The 17909-nt window shown below is 64.9% G+C and carries 16 protein-coding genes and 1 tRNA gene; 8 read left to right on the top strand and 9 right to left on the bottom strand.

Annotated elements, in window-relative coordinates:
• Positions 1–60 precede the first annotated feature (60 nt).
• Together ACERIT_RS05410 and ACERIT_RS05415 are read left to right on the top strand one after the other, a co-directional pair.
• A complete protein-coding gene (locus ACERIT_RS05410; protein WP_373673814.1) occupies positions 61–2025 on the top strand; it encodes an ABC transporter ATP-binding protein in 1965 nt (654 codons plus the stop codon).
• An 87-nt stretch (positions 2026–2112) separates the two neighbouring features.
• Positions 2113–2949, top strand: coding sequence for a creatininase family protein (locus ACERIT_RS05415; RefSeq protein WP_373673815.1), 837 nt, complete (start codon positions 2113–2115; stop codon positions 2947–2949).
• 46 nt (positions 2950–2995) lie between these two features.
• Here the strand turns inward: ACERIT_RS05415 and ACERIT_RS05420 are convergent, their stop codons facing one another.
• Together ACERIT_RS05420 and ACERIT_RS05425 are read right to left on the bottom strand one after the other, a co-directional pair.
• Positions 2996–3439 (bottom strand): DUF5790 family protein, encoded by a 444-nt coding sequence (locus tag ACERIT_RS05420; protein ID WP_373673816.1) that lies wholly within the window; start codon positions 3437–3439, stop codon positions 2996–2998.
• 502 nt (positions 3440–3941) lie between these two features.
• Positions 3942–4014, bottom strand: a tRNA-Arg gene (locus tag ACERIT_RS05425).
• Positions 4015–4209: 195 nt separating this feature from the next.
• On the opposite strand from ACERIT_RS05425, the gene ACERIT_RS05430 reads away from it, so the two are divergent.
• Positions 4210–6060 carry a UvrD-helicase domain-containing protein gene (locus ACERIT_RS05430; RefSeq protein ID WP_373673817.1) on the top strand — a complete coding sequence of 617 codons (1851 nt, stop codon included), beginning with the start codon at positions 4210–4212 and terminating at the stop codon, positions 6058–6060.
• Positions 6035–7348 carry a M24 family metallopeptidase gene (locus tag ACERIT_RS05435; protein ID WP_373673818.1) on the top strand — a complete coding sequence of 438 codons (1314 nt, stop codon included), beginning with the start codon at positions 6035–6037 and terminating at the stop codon, positions 7346–7348. The genes ACERIT_RS05430 and ACERIT_RS05435 overlap by 26 nt, the downstream gene beginning before the upstream one ends.
• A gap of 64 nt (positions 7349–7412) precedes the next feature.
• On the opposite strand, the gene ACERIT_RS05440 is transcribed toward ACERIT_RS05435, so the two are convergent.
• From ACERIT_RS05440 to ACERIT_RS05455, 4 genes are all read right to left on the bottom strand, one after another.
• Positions 7413–8531: an AbrB/MazE/SpoVT family DNA-binding domain-containing protein gene (locus tag ACERIT_RS05440; protein ID WP_373673819.1), complete on the bottom strand. Its 1119-nt coding sequence runs from the start codon at positions 8529–8531 to the stop codon at positions 7413–7415.
• Positions 8528–10159: a phosphate ABC transporter permease PstA gene (gene pstA, locus ACERIT_RS05445; RefSeq protein WP_373673820.1), complete on the bottom strand. Its 1632-nt coding sequence runs from the start codon at positions 10157–10159 to the stop codon at positions 8528–8530. The genes ACERIT_RS05440 and pstA overlap by 4 nt, the downstream gene beginning before the upstream one ends.
• Positions 10159–11154 (bottom strand): phosphate ABC transporter permease subunit PstC, encoded by a 996-nt coding sequence (gene pstC, locus ACERIT_RS05450; protein ID WP_373673821.1) that lies wholly within the window; start codon positions 11152–11154, stop codon positions 10159–10161. The genes pstA and pstC overlap by 1 nt, the downstream gene beginning before the upstream one ends.
• Positions 11155–11240: 86 nt before the next feature.
• Positions 11241–12332, bottom strand: coding sequence for a PstS family phosphate ABC transporter substrate-binding protein (locus tag ACERIT_RS05455; RefSeq protein ID WP_373673822.1), 1092 nt, complete (start codon positions 12330–12332; stop codon positions 11241–11243).
• 213 nt (positions 12333–12545) lie between these two features.
• Here ACERIT_RS05455 and ACERIT_RS05460 point away from each other — a divergent pair, with 213 nt between their 5' ends.
• Positions 12546–13367 carry a hypothetical protein gene (locus ACERIT_RS05460; protein ID WP_373673823.1) on the top strand — a complete coding sequence of 274 codons (822 nt, stop codon included), beginning with the start codon at positions 12546–12548 and terminating at the stop codon, positions 13365–13367.
• An 82-nt stretch (positions 13368–13449) separates the two neighbouring features.
• On the opposite strand, the gene ACERIT_RS05465 is transcribed toward ACERIT_RS05460, so the two are convergent.
• Positions 13450–13728 (bottom strand): hypothetical protein, encoded by a 279-nt coding sequence (locus ACERIT_RS05465; protein ID WP_373673824.1) that lies wholly within the window; start codon positions 13726–13728, stop codon positions 13450–13452.
• Between the two features lie 116 nt (positions 13729–13844).
• On the opposite strand from ACERIT_RS05465, the gene ACERIT_RS05470 reads away from it, so the two are divergent.
• A complete protein-coding gene (locus ACERIT_RS05470; protein WP_373673825.1) occupies positions 13845–14504 on the top strand; it encodes a riboflavin synthase in 660 nt (219 codons plus the stop codon).
• Between the two features lie 126 nt (positions 14505–14630).
• Positions 14631–15008, top strand: a complete 378-nt coding sequence (locus ACERIT_RS05475) for a truncated hemoglobin (protein ID WP_373673826.1) — start codon at positions 14631–14633, stop codon at positions 15006–15008.
• Positions 15009–15088: 80 nt separating this feature from the next.
• Here the strand turns inward: ACERIT_RS05475 and ACERIT_RS05480 are convergent, their stop codons facing one another.
• On the bottom strand, positions 15089–15745 hold the full coding sequence (locus ACERIT_RS05480; protein WP_373673827.1) for a protein sorting system archaetidylserine decarboxylase: 657 nt from the start codon (positions 15743–15745) through the stop codon (positions 15089–15091).
• A 5-nt stretch (positions 15746–15750) separates the two neighbouring features.
• Positions 15751–16800, bottom strand: a complete 1050-nt coding sequence (locus tag ACERIT_RS05485; RefSeq protein WP_373673828.1) for an AAA family ATPase — start codon at positions 16798–16800, stop codon at positions 15751–15753.
• A gap of 143 nt (positions 16801–16943) precedes the next feature.
• Here ACERIT_RS05485 and rnz point away from each other — a divergent pair, with 143 nt between their 5' ends.
• Positions 16944–17879: a ribonuclease Z gene (gene rnz, locus ACERIT_RS05490; RefSeq protein ID WP_373673829.1), complete on the top strand. Its 936-nt coding sequence runs from the start codon at positions 16944–16946 to the stop codon at positions 17877–17879.
• The last annotated feature ends 30 nt before the right edge of the window (positions 17880–17909 follow it).

Here is a 17909-nt window from a genome sequence, read left to right on the forward strand (position 1 = left end):
GCCGACTTCTCGTTCCCTGAAGGGAAGTCTCTTTGCCGCGAACGCGGTAGATTCGGCCGAATGAGCAGCCCCGACTGGGAGGACGACGATCCCTTCGAGGATCAGCGGGACGCGGTCGAGAATCCGATGAAACGGCTGTTCCGAGAGTACGGGTGGACCTATCGCCGCCACGTGACCGTCGGGATCCTCGCGAGCGTCTTCGCGCGACTGCTCGATCTCCTCCCTCCGTTGATGCTCGGGATCGCCGTCGACGCCATCTTCGTCACGCCGTCCCAGCGCGAGTCGGGCGAGGTGGCCGCCTTCAGCGAGCAGATCCCGCTCGTCGTGTTGCCGGAGGCGTGGCTGCCGACCGAGCAACTCGGCCAGTTCTGGTTCACCGTCACGGTAGTGGCCGGCGCGTTCCTCCTGGGTGCGGGGTTCCACTGGCTGCGAAACTGGGGCTTCAACGCCTTTGCCCAGCACATCCAACACGACGTGCGGACCGACACCTATGATCGGATGCAGCGGCTGAACATGACGTTTTTCGCCGACAAACAGACCGGGGAGATGATGTCGGTCCTCTCGAACGACGTCAACCGTCTCGAGCGGTTTCTCAACGACGGCATGAACTCGCTGTTCCGGCTGGCTGTGATGGTGGTCGGGATCGGCGGCATCCTCTTTTGGATCAACCCCCAACTCGCGGTGGTCGCGCTGTTTCCGGTCCCGATCATCGCCGGCTTCACCTACCTGTTCGTGAAGACGATCCAGCCGAAGTACGCCGACGTCCGTTCGACCGTCGGGACGTTGAACTCCCGGATCGAGAACAACCTCGGTGGCATCCAGGTGATCAAGTCCGCGACGACGGAGGACTACGAGTCCGACCGCGTCGACGACGTCTCCTTCGACTACTTCGACGCCAACTGGGACGCGATCGAGACCCGGATCAAGTTCTTCCCCGGCCTCAGGGTGATCGCCGGAATCGGCTTCGTGATCACGTTCATCATCGGCGGACTCTGGGTGTTTCAGGGTCCGCCAGGCCCGTTTTCGGGTGACCTCTCGGTCGGGATGTTCGTCGTGTTCATCCTGTACACCCAACGATTCATCTGGCCGATGGCGCAGTTCGGACAGATCATCAATATGTACCAGCGCGCCCGTGCCTCGGCAGCACGCGTCTTCGGATTGATGGACGAGCCGGCACGGCTCGATGAGGACCCGGATGCTACGGAGCTCGTCGTCGAGGAGGGCCGCGTCGAGTACGACGATGTCACCTTCGGCTACGACGAGGAGCCGATCATCTCCGGGATCGACTTTACGGCTGAGGGCGGCGAGACGGTCGCGCTCGTGGGGCCGACCGGGGCCGGAAAGTCGACCGTCCTCAGGCTCCTGCTTCGGATGTACGACGTCGACGACGGCGCGATCTGGATCGATGGCCAGGACGTTCGGGACGTCACACTCTCGTCGTTGCGTCGGTCGATCGGCTACGTCGGCCAGTCGTCGTACCTGTTTTACGGGACCGTCAGGGAGAACATCACCTACGGCACCTTCGAGGCCGACGACGAGGACGTGGTCGCGGCCGCAAAGGCCGCCGAGGCTCACGGATTCATACAGAATCTCCCCGACGGCTATGACACGATGGTCGGCGAACGCGGCGTCAAGCTCTCAGGCGGCCAGCGGCAGCGGCTCACGATCGCCCGGGCCGTCCTCTCCGATCCCGATCTCCTCGTGCTCGATGAGGCGACCTCTGACGTCGACACCGAGACGGAATTGCTCATCCAGCGATCGCTGGATTCGCTCACGGCCGACCGCACCACCTTCGCGATCGCCCACCGACTCTCGACGATCAAGGACGCCGACACGATCCTCGTCTTGGAGGACGGCGAGATCGTCGAACGTGGTAGCCACGAGGAGTTGCTCGCGAACGAGGGACTGTATGCGAACCTCTGGGGCGTCCAGGCTGGCGAGATCGAGGAGCTCCCCCGTGAGTTCATCGAACGCGCGGCTGAGCGAACCGCCACGATCGACGCCGAAAGCGATCTCGACGACTGAGACGCGGTTCGCCCTCGGAAATCGAACGAGACCTCCTCACGCCGGACCGACCGCCGGCTATACGGTCCGTCGTCCCGGAGTGGGCATATGCACCTCTCGGAGGTCACCTGGACGGACGTCCGCGACGCCACGATCGATGCGGCGGTGATCCCGGTCGGGAGCACCGAACAGCACGGACCCCACGCACCGCTCGGGACGGACGCGCTCACCGCCGAGGCCGTCGCGGCTGCCGCCGTCGACGCTTACGGTGAGGTCGACTCCGAAACTGCGGCCGATTCCGGAACTGCGGCCGATTCCGGAACTGCGGCCGATTCCGAGGATCCTGCCGACGGGACCCGCGGCGAGTTGCTCGTCGCACCCACGATCTCGGTCGGGATCGCCGAGGAACATCGCGCGTTCGACGGCACGCTGTGGGTAAGTCCCGACACGTTCCGTGCGTACGTCCGCGAGGCCATCGAGTCCCTCGTTTCTCATGGGATCGACCGCGTCGTCCTCGCGAACGGGCACGGCGGGAACGTCGACGCGCTCGCGGAGGTCGCCCGGCGGTTCTCCCGCGATCGGTCTCACGACGGCTATGCAGTCGCGTTCACCTGGTTCCAGTCGGTCGGCGAGCACGCCGGCGACATGGGCCACGGTGGACCGCTCGAGACCGCGTTCCTGCGTGCGACCCATCCGGAACTCGTCCGGGAGGACCGGATCGAGGCGGCCGCCGACGGCGCAGCCGACCGGTGGGGCGAGTGGGTCGCGGGCGTGAACCTCGCGCACGGCTCCGACGAATTCACCGATAACGGAGTGGTCGGCGATCCGCGGGCGGGGGACCGCGAGCGCGGCGAACTGCTGGTCGATCTCGCGAGCGAGTCGCTTGCGGACCTCGTGGCGGCAGTCGTCGATCGCGAGATGACGAGGAAGAACACGGCGGAGTGACGACGATCGCGACCCTTCGCTGAGGCGATCGGACGTCGAGCCTCCGCTACTCCGCTTCCGCCTCTTCGGGGTCGGCTTCCACGTCGCCTGCGGCGTCCTCGTGGGCATCCTCGAGGGATCCGCGGATCGCAGGGATCGTTCCGGTGAGATCTGCGACCTCCTCTGCGGCCGCCTCGACCTCCTCGATCAGTGCTGCAAGGTCGTCGATCCGCTCGCCGAGGTCGTCGGCATCCTCGAAGGCGTCCGCGCGTTCGCCGAGCACGTAGGCCTTTCTGGCCTGTCGGAGGTGGTCGGCAGCCTCTCCGACGTCCATCGCCGACTTGAGGCCGTTGAGGACCCCGAGGACGTTGTCGGCGTCGGTCTCCCAGATGGTCTCGGGGTCGGGAAGCTCGGTGCGTGCCGCCTCCAGGTGCGTTTCGACCTCCTCGCGCGTTTCGGCGGCCGCCTCGCCGAACAGGTCGTCGTCGTCGTCGAACGTGGCCTGACTCATACGTGGAACCTCGTTCCGTGGTGGTTTAAAAGCGACCCCGAAAGCGAAAGTGAAACAGGCCTCCCTGGGTTCTCTCGCCTACTGGTGGCCGTTCCGTCCGATTCAGTTTCGCTCCGGCCGGGTTGGGATCGGTGCGAGTCCTCCGTGTCAGGGCGTTCGTGAACGTTCTGGACTCCCGATCGACCCACGTCCGCGGTTCCGGTGGGAGCCGGCATACCGATTCGGGAACCGCACATGGAACTCTCGGAGAGAAGTATTCTACCGAAGTCGTCCTATCCGCGTGTTCTGAGGTCGTGAACGGAATGGTGTCCTGACGGAGTTCCACGCGAGCGGACGCGAGCGTGGAGCAAGTCAGGTCGTGAACGGAATGGTGTCCTGACGGAGTTCCACGCGAGCGGACGCGAGCGTGGAGCAAGTCAGGTCGTGAACGGAATGGTGTCCTGACGGAGTTCCACGCGAGCGGACGCGAGCGTGGAGCAAGTCAGGTCGTGAACGAAGTGAACGTCCTGACGGAGATTTGAACTCCGGTCCCTGGCTCCGCAAGCCAAGAGGATAGTCCACTACCCTACCAGGACTCATCTATTCGTATTCGCGAGACACATAAGATGGTTACGGTCCGCTCTGAGTATGGTTCCGATGCGCACGGATCACGTCACTCTCCTCCCCGCGGTCGCCGTTTCGGGCGTCGTGCCCGGCCAGGATCCGGAACGTTCCGGCGGATCGATCCGAAGCCACGCCGTTTATCCGACCGCACCTCATGTAAGGGTACAATGACCGATGCCGACCCGACCGTGACCCGCCTGTTCGGCGGTCCCGGAAGCGGGAAGACGACGGCGCTACTCGACCGTGTCGACGAACTCCTCGAGGAGGACGATATCGACGTTCGAGACGTCCTCGTCGTCTCCTACACCCGTGCGGCCGCCGCCGAGGTCCGCGACCGGCTCGCCGAACGTCGTGACCTCTCCCCGCGATCCCTTCAGGGCAACGTCTGTACGATGCACGCGAAGGCCTACGAACTACTCAACCTCTCGCGTGGGGACGTCGTCGGCGATGACGACAAATCCGACTTCTGTGAGGAGTTCGGGATCGAGTTCGAGGACGAATACGGCGGCGCGAGCCGCAGAACCGCACGATCGACGACGATCGGGAACAAGATCATCGCCACCTCCCAGTGGCTCCAGCGCACCAAACGTGACGTCGCCGACTGGTATGACGTTCCCTTCAAATGGAACGTCGAGGAGGTTCGCCTTCCCCCGGAGGTCGACCCGAACGCCCAGGAGGGCAACAAATACACTCCGACCTGGCCGGCCGACGACGATCGGATCGACGTCCCGGAGGCGATCCGCGCCTGGCGATCCTTCAAGGGTGAACACGAGCTCATCGGCTTCGCGGACATGCTCGAACGCGTCGCCCAGCGCTCGCTCGTCCCGAACGTCGACTTCCTGGTGATCGACGAGTTTCAGGACATTACCACCCTCCAGTACGACGTCTTCAACGAGTGGCGACCGCACATGGAAAAGGCCCTCATCGCCGGCGACGACGACCAGGTCGTCTACGCCTGGCAGGGCGCCGATCCCGACCTCCTCTTGGACACCGACGTCGACGAGGACGTCGTTCTCCCGAACTCCTACCGGCTGCCCTCCCGGATCCTCAACGTCGTCAATGCGGAGATCCGTCACATCGACAAGCGCCAGGAGAAGGACCTCCGACCGCGCAAGGAAGGTGGCGTCGTCGAGGGGATCGAAAGCCCGTCGATGCTCGAACTCGTCCGGAACGTCCGCTACACCGTCGAGGACGACGACGGGGACGTCATGTGTCTGTTTCGGGCACGCTATCAGATGTTCGATTTCATCGACGAGTTCCTCGATCACGGGATTCCCTTCACGCTGCTTACCGATGGCCGGATGTGGACCGATCGGCTCACCGATTACGTCCGCGCCATCGAGAAGTACAACGACGACGAGCCCGTGACCGGCCTGGAGGCTCGTCGGCTTGCGGACATGCTCCAGGATTCAACGTTCGGAACGAACGAGCGGGATGCGTTCTACGACCATCTCGACGATCTGGAGGAGACGGCGGACGTCGAGGACATCACGGCGATAGATATCGACCCGGAGACGATCACGGAGTACGCTCCGTTCATGCCCGATCGGACCAGCGCGAGCGACATGGTCCGAAAGGTGACGAGTTTCCAGCGGAACTCCATCGAGGCCTACTTCGATGGCGACTACCAGGACGTCGACCCGAATCGCGTCCGGGTGGGAACGATCCACTCCGCGAAGGGTCGTGAGGCCGACCACGTCTTCGTCTCGACGGACCTTACGGAGAAGGTAGTCGAACAGCTTGCCGCCTCCGTCGAGGACCCCACCGACGTCGACGGCGTCGAGGAGTTCACGAAGACGACGAATCCCGTGCCGGTCCTCGCCGACAACGAACGCCGCGTCTTCTACGTCGGAATGTCGCGCGCTCGCGAGCGGCTCGTCCTCCTCGAGAATCTCATAAACGGCGCGCCGACGCTGCCGGTGAGCGTGCTGCTTTACAACGAGCTTCGTGACGAGCCCGTCGACGAACTGCTCGAGGACGTGCAAGCGGAGCTTGCGGCGCCCGAACCCGAGCCGTGAGGTGGGCGGTGTCGATACCGTGATCGACGAGGGAACGCGCACAGGCGCAGCCACGAGCACCGACGCGGAGAGGGACGGGTCAGTCTCGCCGCTCGTCACCGACCTCTCGACGTTCTCCCCCCGACTCGCCGAGGAGGGGGCCGACGCGCTCGTCGTGGTCGGCGATCGGTTCGACGCTGATCTACAATATCTCACCCGCCTCGACGGGTTTCAGGGTCGGGTTGCGATCGTCGTGACGACCGATGCCGCGGTTCTTTGCCCGTCCGAGGGCCATCGAAGCATCGAGCGTGCTCGCGAGCGGTTCGTCGACACTGTCGCCACCGCTGCCACTTCCACCACCGTCGATGACGGACTCGATCGATCGATCCGGACGGACGATCTTGATGCTCCGGTCGGAAAGCGGGCTGCGTCGATTGTCACTGACCTCGTTGGGGACACCGCCGACATCCTCGTTCCACGCACGATCCCCCACGACGCCGTGGTCTACCTCGAAGACGCCGGCCATGCGCTCACCTCGACGACTGCGATCCGGGAGGCACGGGCGGTCAAATCCGGCGCTGAGATCGACCGGCTCCGCCGCGTTCAGGCGGGTGCCGCCCGCGGGATGGACCGGGCGGCGACGATCCTGGCCGAGGGTCGTTTCGGGTCGGATGACCCCCGCGCTCTTCTCTGGGACGGCGAACCGCTGTCGGTCGATCGGCTCCGTCGAGAGATGAACGCGGCCATGGCGCTTGCGGGCGTCGATGCGGCAGGAAACACGACCGTACAATGCGGTTCCCGGTCCGGATCGGATGCTACCGGTGAGCCCCTCCGTGCCGGCGAGCCGATCGTGATCGGGCTCGCGCCGCACGGCCCGGATGGCTATTACGGTGCCCTCGCCCGAACGTTCGTCGTGGATGGCGACGGCGGCTGGGAGCGACGCGCCCACCTCGCGGTCGAATCCGCCCGCGAGGCGGGGATCGATGCGATCGAACCCGGGGTCCGAGCGTCGATCCTTCACGAGGAGGTCGCCGCCGAGATCGGCGCCTACGGATTCGATCTAAACCCGGCCAACCGGGAGTCGGGGTTGACCCACGATGCCGGTCACGGCGTCGGACTCGAACGGCGGGAGGCCCCTGCGCTCACGGCGACGGCGGATCTCCGGCCGAACACCGTACTGGCGATCGACGCCAGCGTTCGCGACCCCGACGTCGGACGAGTTCGGCTTCGAGACCTCCTCGTCGTGACCGATTCGGCCGTCGAGACGCTCGTGAACTCCCCGACCGGGATCGTTCCGGAACGTCGCTGATCGGCCGAATGGGACGGCGTGTGGCCGACCGACCCACTCCCACTTTTACGGCTCGTTCACCCCATCAGACGTCGCTCTCGCGATCGTGAATTCCAAGGGTAGCGATCCTGGCTGCACACTCGACGGTCTTGACGAGCACTCCGAGCGCACAGGTCGCGCGGTAGTCGCTCCGTGTCGATGATCCTGAACGGAGGGCGTCACGGAGGGCTCCGACGCGGTCAAGCACCCGATCACGTGTTTCGATGGCCGCGATCGCGTGATCGGATCGACCATGGGATGGCGTCGAGGTGTTCGCATCGATTGAGCCCGTGACGGCAATTACGGCTCGTTCGAGTGCGTGGTGCGCGTCCTCGGTGAGCCGATCGGCGGTTTCGACGAACGATTCCGAAGGCGAGCACGTCCCGAGATCGACGTGTGCACAGCCATGGTGGAGAGCAACCACATCGTCGGCGATCCTGTCGAGCTCGTGGGCGATGAGCGCGTATCCCACCAGGCGGCGGCAGTCGAATCCCAGCCGGTCGAACACGTCGGGGTCCGCGAGGGCTCGCGTGACGTATCTCGTGATGGCGTCAACGAGCCTGGTACGGTCCTCCCTGTTGGATGCGACGTGATCGAGAGACGGCGGTGCAGAGGGTTCCGATACCCCATCCAGGATCGATTCGACCGCCTCAGCCTGAGTGCTCGCTGACAGGCGTCGAAGCCGGCGTATCCATTCGGCGAACGGAGCGGTTCCAGCGTCAGTTACCTCTCGAAGCACGATCCGATCGTCGGCCTCGATGTCGAGGGTTATTCCGATCGATCCTCGGGCCATCGATCGAACGGCACGACGCGTCCCGTCGGAAATCGATGCGGTTGACGTCGTCCCTTTCGTCCCATCGCCAGGTGGTGGTTCGACCACGATCCGTTCGTAGCCGGCGACGTAGGCCGACCGGAGCCGACGAACGATGTCGTCGGTTCCGTCGGAATCGTCGTCGCTCTCGTCCGCCCCGGCCACCACAATCCGGGTGAACGCAAGCGGACGATCGGCGGGATCGGTCGAGCGAACAAGCAGCGATCCGTCGGGTCGGCGGTGGAATGCGATCGGCTCCCCCGCTTCGACGCCGCGCGCTTCGGCCCACTCCCGGGGGATCGAGACGGTGTAAGTCCCTCCCTTGACCTGCTGTAGCGTGCGCGTTTCGGTCATTGATCCTCCCGCTGGTACCGGTTCCGGATCAGGATCGCCGCCGCGTTCATCCCGATCAGTAACGCCAACAGGACGATCGCGGTCGCGGCCACGACACCCTCGCGGTACTCGGGGATGTTGTTACCCTTTGCCGCGAAGATCTGGAGAGGGAGCGCGGTCGCGCCCGAAAGCAAACCGTTCGGCGCGGAGAACTTCGTGGTCGCGACGCCGATCATCACGAGCGGCGCGGTCTCGCCGATCGCGCGTCCGAGCGCGAGGATCGTCCCCGTCAGGATCCCCGGAACGGCCTCCGGAAGGACGACGTTTCTGACGGTCTGCCAGCGACTGGCGCCGAGCCCGAGCGATCCCTCGCGGACCTCCGGCGGAACCGCCCGGAGCGCCTCCTGGGAGGAGACGATCACGATCGGCAGGATCAATAGCCCGAGCGTTGCACTCGCCGCGAGAACGATCCCGGGTTCGAGCCCGCCGACCCGTCTGAACAGTGCGAGTCCGAGCAATCCGTAGACCACCGAGGGGACGCCGGCGAGATTCGAGATGTTCACGTCGAGCGCGTCGATAACGCGTCCGTACCGCCCGGTCGAGGGGGCGTACTCCTCGAGGTAGACCGCGGCGGCGATCCCGACCGGAAACGCCAGGACCGCCATCATCGAGACGATCAGGATCGATCCGACGATCTGCGGATACACGCCGGCCTCTCGCGGTCGGAACGATGACCAACTATCGAAAAGCAGCGTCGGCGTGAGCCAGCTATCCGGGCCGGCGACCCCGAGGCGTGCGGTGAGCCACGCGCCAAGCAGGACGCCGCCAACCACCACGACCGGCCCGATCAAGCCGACGCGACCCTCCCGGCGGGTCACGAGAACGTCACCGACGAGGAACGCTACAGGGGCGACGAACGCCGAAACGGCAACGACCCACATCGAGGGATCAACTCCCCTGGCGATCCCGATCACGCCGGCGAGGGCTGCGGCCGTCACGACGGCGGTGGCGCTCGCGAATCCCGCCCGTCGGGAGTGGCGGCGATCGGCGAGGACGCCAAGCGAGATCGCAACGGGGACGGTCACGAGCACGACGTAGACGACCCAGCGAGCCACGATCCCCGCGATCGGCCGGACGACGCCGTAGCTCGCGAACGCCGCCAGAATACCGCCGAGCACCGATACGGGGACCACGGGACCGGTCAGGTGCGTCGTCGAGCGGACCCGGGTGTAGCCGATCACGATGGTCGGCGGGACGAAGGCGAAGAGCGCGAAGATGGCCACGTCGTAGGGGCTCAACGCCTCCGGAATCACGTAGGCGACGAAACTGACTGTGAGTGCCCCGAACGTGACCGCGAACGCCGTGGCGTTGACGCGCCGCGCCGGGGGATGCCGCCGGATGTAGAGCGTGGCCGCGCTCGTCGGTGTGACGAGCGTCACCAGGTAGATGAGGTACCACGAGGGACCTGCCGACAGCGGTGCCAACGCGTCGAGGCCGATCAGGACGACGATGGCGACGAGTGCAAGGAGCCCGAACAGCGTCGCGGCGACGAGTATGCTCTCGAAGAGGATGCCCTTGAGCCGCCGCCAGCGTCTGCTCGCTTGGGTACCGGACTCCTCGAGCGTCGTGGTCGGTACGTCGGTCGCCATCAAGCGTACTCCTCCCGGTACCGGCGCCGGATCCATTCCGCGAGGACGTTCATGATGAGCGTGATGACGAAAAGCGTCATCCCCAGCGCGAACATCGATTCGAAGGCCACTCCGCTTCGTGATTCCGCCTGCGCGATGTTCACCATCGCGGCCGTGATCGTCTCCGTCGATTGGGCGAGGTTATCGAGTACGTTCGGGAAATACGGCATCCGGGGGCTCTGACCGGCGGCGATCGTCACCGCCATCGTCTCGCCGATCGCCCGGGAGAGTGCCAGCACGTACGAGGAGACGATTCCGGAGGTGGCCGCCGGCACCACGACGCGTGTCGAGACGTCGAGTTTCGTCGATCCGACTCCGTAGGCCGCGTTGCGGAGACTGTCGGGAACGGCACTCAACGCGTCCTCGCTGATCGACGAAACCATCGGGATGATCATCAACCCGACCACGATGCTCGCCGAAAGCACGTTGAACGTCCGAAGCGAGGGAACGACGAGCGTGTATTCGGGGAGGACCGGCGTCCACGTCGGGATAATGGGGATCGAAAGCGGAAGCGGCCGATCGAGGATCGGCGTGAGATACACGAGCGCGAAGTAGCCGTAGATGACGGTTGGAACTCCGGCGAGCAGCTCCAAGGTCGGTTTGAACACCGAACGAGCCCGATTTGAGGCGTACTCGCTCAGGTATATCGCGATCGCCAGCCCGATCGGGAGGGCGATCGCCGCCGAGACGAACGTGATCAGGAGGGTTCCGCTGACGAGCGGTAACACGCCGTACGTCGGGTCCCCGATGAGGGGGCTCCAGTCGGTTCCGGTGAGATAGTCGATCGGCGAGATCGCACCGAAGAACCGGAGCGTTTGGCCGATCAATGCGAGGACGATCCCGACGGTGACGAGGAACGTCAAAAGCGCCGATCCGGCGAGCAGTCGGCGATAGAGTCGTTCCTTGCGTACCGCGAGTCCGTCGCGTCGAATGGGTGAGTCCCGTGAGTGTGGCATCGATGACTGATGAATGGAAACGAGGTCGCGGGAGGGTGGTTCACGCGCCGTGACGGTCACGACGAGGGACCGGCGGATACGACCGATCAGACGTACTGTTCGAGCGTGTCGAGGTTCTCCGCTGCCTGCTCCTCCGAGCTTTGGACGTAGCCGATCTCCTCGGCGATCAGTTGTCGATCGGTCGTCCGATCAATGTAGAAGCGGATGAACTCCTGGAGGTGGTTCTTCTCGGCGATCCGCTCGCTGTTGGCGTAGAAGAACAAGGGGCGCGCCAGTGGGTACTCGCCGGTCGAGGCGGCATCGAGACTCGGATCCGTGGGCTCGTCGTCGGCCGTCTCCGCGAGCGGAACCGCGGTGGTCTCGTCGGGGTTGTTCGTGTAGTAGGCGAACGGAAGGTATCCGAGCGCGTACTGGTTCCCTTCGACGCCCGCAGCGATCTGATCGTCCTCCTCGGTGCCCTCGAAGTCGTCCCGGATCCGGCCCGCTTCTCCGAGGATCGTCGAGGTGAAATAATCGAACGTCCCCGAGGTCGAGGCCGGCCCGTACAGGTCGAGCGGCTCGTCGGGCCAATCGGAGTTGACGTCGGCCCACGTCTCCGGCGTGTCGTCCGGAGTCCAGATCTGGGCGAGTTCGTCGTAGGTCAACGAATCGATCCAGTCGTTATCGTTGTTGATGACGACGGTAAGCGCGTCCTGAGCGACCATGAACTCGACGGCCTCGAAGCCGTTGTCCTGACAGGCCTGGATCTCCTCGTCGGTGATCGCGCGGCTCGCGTTGTTGATGTCGGCATCGCCCGGGATGAAGACGTTCTCGAAGCCGCCGGAGCTACCGTCGCGGCTGATGTCGAAACTCACCTCGGGATGCCGTTCCTGGAAGAGTTCGCTGACTGCGGTCGCGACCGGGTACACCGTGCTGCTCCCCGAGATCCGGATGTTCCCCGAGAGCGTCTCGGAGCCGCCGGTGCCGTTTTCATCTCTATCGCCGTTGCCGTCGTTGCCTCCCCCGTTGTCGTCGCCGTTACCGTCTCCGCCATTCCCGCCACCGTCACCGCCGCTACCGTTTTCGTCACCGCTTCCGGAGGTACACCCGGCCAGTGCGACCGTACCCGCCGAACCAGATGCCAGCAGGAACTTTCGCCGCGATACGCGCTCGGACGGACGCCGTGGGTTCTGCGCCATCGACTGAACGGAGGCCGTGCCGGTACATTAATCATAATATGATTGATATATAAGAATCGGATAGCTATCCAGGACGGAGGAGACGTCCGGAGAAATACGTCGATTGGGAGGCGACCCCGAGACCTATATATCGGATCGTAGCGCTCGGTTCGGTCCATAGCCCTCTGAGATCACATATAAGCGGTTAAGCCGTCGCTGCACGCGTGCGATCGTATGTCAACCGGATCGAAACGGGAGGCAAACGACGGGGGTGGCGGGAGCGACGACCCCGCACGCACACAGATTGCGGTGATGTGGCGAACGCTCCGGACGGAGCGCCGGCGGGTGGTCGACGAGCGAGAGGCGTTCCGCGCCTTCCGGAAGCGGCTCACGGACATCGACGCCGGCGGGACATTGAAACGCCCCGCGTCACCCTTGCGTCCGGTTGGCACCTCGACCATCCGCTCCACCTCGCCGGGATTGGTCGCCGTTCGGGACGCCTACGAGGAGACCGTGATGAGCGTCCCTCACTACGTCGAGGACTATGACGACACCTATCCCGAAAGCCTCGCCGCCGAATTCGGCGCCGAGATGGCCACTGCACTCACCCGCGGTGTGGCCCTCGATCCCAGGCTCAAACGCGAACTCCGGCGCGCGACCGAGCGACTTCGGGTGCATCGAGCGTCGTTTCTCGATACGCTTGATATGGAAGCCGCCTCACTGGAGGATCTTGCCGATCCGCTCTTGGAGGTCACGACCGAGATCGAGACGATCGCGGCGGCCGACTTCGACGGCATGGACTTCGGTGCCCTCGACGCCTACTGCGCGCGGACCGAGACCCTCCGAGACCGGTGTGCAGAGCACGCTCGCGAGCGTCAGGCGGTGCTCCACCGACAACGTCGCGAGCTACGAGTTCCGGGCGACAGTCGGGACGTTCCACGGTACCTCTACCGGGAGCAATCGGCCCGGTATCCGATCCTCTCGATGCTCGCCGACCGGATCGACCGGCTTGACGAACTGCGATCGACGGTCGAACGTGCGATCGCCCGATATTGAACGGATTCGATCCGGTCGTCCTCGCTGGCGCTCTCCCCCTCCCGTTCGGCGCTCGTTCTCACGCCTCCGTCAGTTCCCGGTCTCACTCCTCTATCGGCTCGGCCGCGTCTCCGGTCTTCGTGTCCTCCTCGCTTGCCGATCGAAGCCGCCTCGGGAGGAGTCCGGCAAGCAGTCCCCGAAGGATCCGCTCCGGGTCCAGAAAATACTGCGGGAGAACGACCATCGCGATCGCGACGCCGACCATCGCGATGCCGAGGGCCGTCTCGCCCTCGAATGCGCGTATCACGCCGTAGTTCGCAACCGGCAACGCGAACACGACGGTGGTTGCGAGCCCGATGGTGTCCAGAATTCCGAGTCGCATCGCCGATCGGTAGCCGTCGCCGCCGTATAAACGGCGCGAACCGGGATATCGATCGGACGTTCCTCGTCGGCATCGCCACACGACAACGACTTCACTCGGCCGCTCGAAGCCGGCGTATGTTCACCGGGATCGTCGAAACCGTCGGCGAGATCGTCGGCATCGACCGCACTGCGGACGGCCGCCGGCTCGCGATCGCCGTCGAGGGATTCACCGAACTGTCCCACGGCCAGTCGATCAGCGTCAGCGGCGTCTGTCTCACCGTCGAGGCACACGGCGCGGACGTGACCGTCGCGGATTCGGAGGCGCTCGTGAACGTGGATCTCGTGGAATCGGGCCCCGACGACGTCGGCGTCTTCGAGGTGTTTCTCGCCAGCGAGACGGTCGAGAAGACGTATCTCGGCGATCTCGCCGTCGGCGACGTCGTCAATCTGGAGCGCGCGATGCCCGCCGACGGCCGTTTCGACGGCCACCTCGTGCAGGGACACGTCGATACGGTCACGACCGTGACGGGGATCGAGTCAGTCGGCGAGGATTGGCGGTTCATGTTCGAGATCCCCGCGGATCAGGGCCAATACGTGGTCTCGAAGGGGTCGGTCGCGCTCGACGGCATCTCGTTGACCGTCGCCGACCGCCGGGAGGACGCCTTCGAGGTCGCGATCATCCCGACCACCTATGAACACACCACCCTCTCGGAGAAGGCCCCCGGCGATCCGGTCCATCTGGAGGTCGACGTGATCGCGAAGTACGTCGAGGGGATGATCGAGGGATACGTGTGAGAATCGGTCGTCGCGTGCCGTCGAACGAGTTTCCGTTCTCGGACGACCGTCGGGTTTCGGTTGGTATCGATCCCGGCTGTACTGCGGGTCCAAATCGTTTAGTTCGGAGACGCCGAACTCGTGGACATGGCACAGACGACGTTGTACGATCGGCTTGGAGGACATGAAGGAATCCGGGCCGTCGTCGATGCGTTCTACGACAGGCTCCTCGCTGACGACGAGTTAGCGCCCTTTTTCGAAGGGGCCGATATGGAGACCCTTCGAGAGACACAGACGGATTTCCTGTGTGAAGCGGCGGGCGGTCCGGAGTCGTACGATGCGGAACCCGTCCGTGAGGCTCATCTCCACGTTCCGTTTACGCCCGATCACATCCAGCGGGCAGTCGACATTCTGTCCGAAACCCTCGATGAGTTCGACGTTCCGGAGGCGGATGCAGAGACGGTCATCCAGGCGATCGCGGCCCACGAGGAGGATCTACTGGCCTCACCTCCCGCTGAGGAGTGATCGATTCACGGGATACGTTCTCAGGTCGGGGTTCGTCGATCAGATCCGAAATCGGACGCCAGTACGTCGATTCTCCCCCGTTAGGAACCGACGAGTGCGGTCTCGCCGGCATGAACGGTTTCGCCCTCGCTAATACACAGGTCCTTGCGATCGATCGACGGCGGGAACAGGACGTCCGCACGCGACCCGAAGGAGACGTGGCCGACGCGCGCTCCGCGATCGAGGTCGTCGCCGACCGAGACGTGTGAGTGGATCCGGCGAGCGAACCAGCCGGCGATCAGGAATAACTCGTACTCCCCGCAGTCGATCACGACCTGCTCGTTCCGATCGGAGTCCTTGCTGAAGGCGGGTTTGTTGGCTCCCGGCCGGTGGCGAACGTCGGTCACCGTCCCGGCGAGGGGCGCACGGTTCACGTGGACGTCCGTGACGTTCATGAACACGCCCACGCGCAGCCGGTCGCCCTCCTCGCGGATGATGGAGACGGTCCCGTCGGCCGGCGAGACCGCGGGCGGGTTCGCGTCCGGATCGGACGATGGTTCGGGAGGAGACCGTTCGGGATCGCGATGGAACCAGAGGATCGCAAGCGCCAGCGCGAATAGGCCGAGACCGATCGGGGGTGCGAGAACGATCATTCCCGCCCCGACCAACGCGGGGATCCGGGCGAGCCGCCAGGCGTCCGCGACGACCGGAAACGGGAGGAGACGAGCAAGCGGTGGCTGGGACCTCGTTGACGACATCCGCATCAGGCCTCCACCGATTCCCGCAGCTCGCCATCGAGGGTGTCGCGCCCGGCCACCCACGTAGCAAGCAGACGCGTGAGGTGGAGCCGATCGTCGAGTCCCTCGGCGAGATCGAGGCTGGTCTCGCCGGCGAGTTTGTGCAGTCGTCCGAGTTCGGTCCCGTTGTACGTCGATCCTGCGCGAGCGACCCGAAGCAGCTCGCGAAGCAGATCCTCGCCCGAGTATCCCTCCTCGTCGAGCAGATCCTCGAGCGTGCTTCTCGCGTCCGCCAGATCGCCGTTCTGGGCTGCCGTGAGTGCCTCGCGGATCGCCTCGTCGTGGCCGATCTCGCCGAGCGTCTCGTAGGCGGTCGACATCGTTATCTCCTCGCCCTCGATCGCGGTTGCCTGCGCGGAGAGGATCGCTCGCCGGAGGTCGCCGCCCGCGGCGCTGGCGACGAACTCCAACCCGTCGTCGTCGTAATCCACGTCCTCACGGTCACTGATCGTGGCGAGCACGTCGATCGTCTCCTCGACGGTCGGCGCGCGCATCCGGATCGGGAAACATCGCGAGCGGATCGGCGGGATGAGCTTCGTCGGCTGACGGGTGGTGATGACGAACTGTGTCGTCCGGTGGTACTGCTCCATCACACGCCGAAGCGCCTGCTGGAAGTCCTCGCGGATCGCCTCGGCGTTGTCGAGAACGACCGTCTTGTAGCTTCCCGTCATCGGAGCGTAGGCCGCCGATTCCTTGAGCACGCGATTTATCATGTCGCGTTTCGCCATCCGGCTGCGCCCCGAGAGGAACGACTCGAAGCGGGGATCGGTGCGGATCTCCTTTTTCGTCCGTCCGAAGAAATCCGCGACGTTGATCTCGATCAGGTCGTTTTCCGGATCGGCGTGCGCCTCCTGAGCGAGCGCACGGGTTGCTGCCGTCTTGCCGACGCCCGAGGGCCCCTGAACCACGAGGTTCATCGGCTCGCTGAGCGCGCGATCGAACCGCTCGCGCGCCTCGGTCTGACGGATCTCCGAGAGGTCGGGCGCGTGTCGTTCCGTCCACAGCGGTCCGTCCATTACCGATCTGTCCGCGACGCGTACTCAAGAATCGGTCGATCGCATGGGTTGTGATCCCGGTCGATCGACGGTCGATGACGGATCGGTCGTCGTCCGGCCCGACTTTCGACACCGGTTTATCAGTTCCCGCCGGAAATGTGGACATGTCCCTGCGCGTGCGCTTCCTCGGGACCGGCGGCGCAGTCCCGACGACCGAGCGGGCCCCGAGCGCCATCTACATCAACCGCGAGGGAGACCGCCTGCTTTTCGACTGCGGCGAGGGAACCCAACGACAGATGATGCGATTCGGGACCGGCTTCTCGGTCGATCGCGTCTTCCTTACGCACCTCCACGGCGATCACATCCTCGGACTTCCCGGGCTGATCCAGACGATGGACTTCAACGACCGGGACCGTCCACTTACGATCCACTGTCCGCCCAATACGACGCGAAAAATCGACGATCTGGTTCACGTCGCCGGCCACGATTCGTCCTTTCAGGTGCGGATCAAGGAGGCGGTCCCCGGAACCGTCGCGTTCGACGCTGAGGAGTACGAGGTTCGCGCCTTCGAGACTGCCCACCGCACGCGCTCACAGGGGTACGTCATCGAGGAGGACGACCGTCTCGGCCGCTTCGATCGGCCGAAGGCCGAGGAACTCGGCGTCCCGTCCGGTCCGAAGTTCGGCCGGCTCCACGAGGGCGAATCAGTCGAACTCGAGGACGGAACGGTCGTTCGCCCCGAACAGGTCGTCGGCCCGCCGCGTCCCGGTCGGCGGGTCGTCTACACTGCCGATACGCGCCCGCAGAATCGGACCGTCGAGGTCGCGGACGAGGCCGACCTGCTGGTTCACGACGCAACCTTCGCCGACGACATGGCTGAGCGAGCGCGTGAGACCGCCCACTCGACCGGCCGCGAGGCTGGCGAGATCGCCGCCAGATCCGCCGCGAAGCGACTCGCTCTCACCCACATCTCCTCGCGATATACCGGGGACGCCTCACTGATAGAAGCCGAAGCCCGCGAGGCGTTCGATGGCGAGTGTTTCATCCCGAACGACGGCCAGACGGTGGAGGTCCCGTATCCGGACGCGGGAGACGAGTAGGACGTCCGTGGGCGGCAAGACGGGAGTCGC

It is taken from the genome of Halopenitus sp. H-Gu1 (assembly GCF_041821145.1).
Taxonomy (GTDB): domain Archaea; phylum Halobacteriota; class Halobacteria; order Halobacteriales; family Haloferacaceae; genus Halopenitus.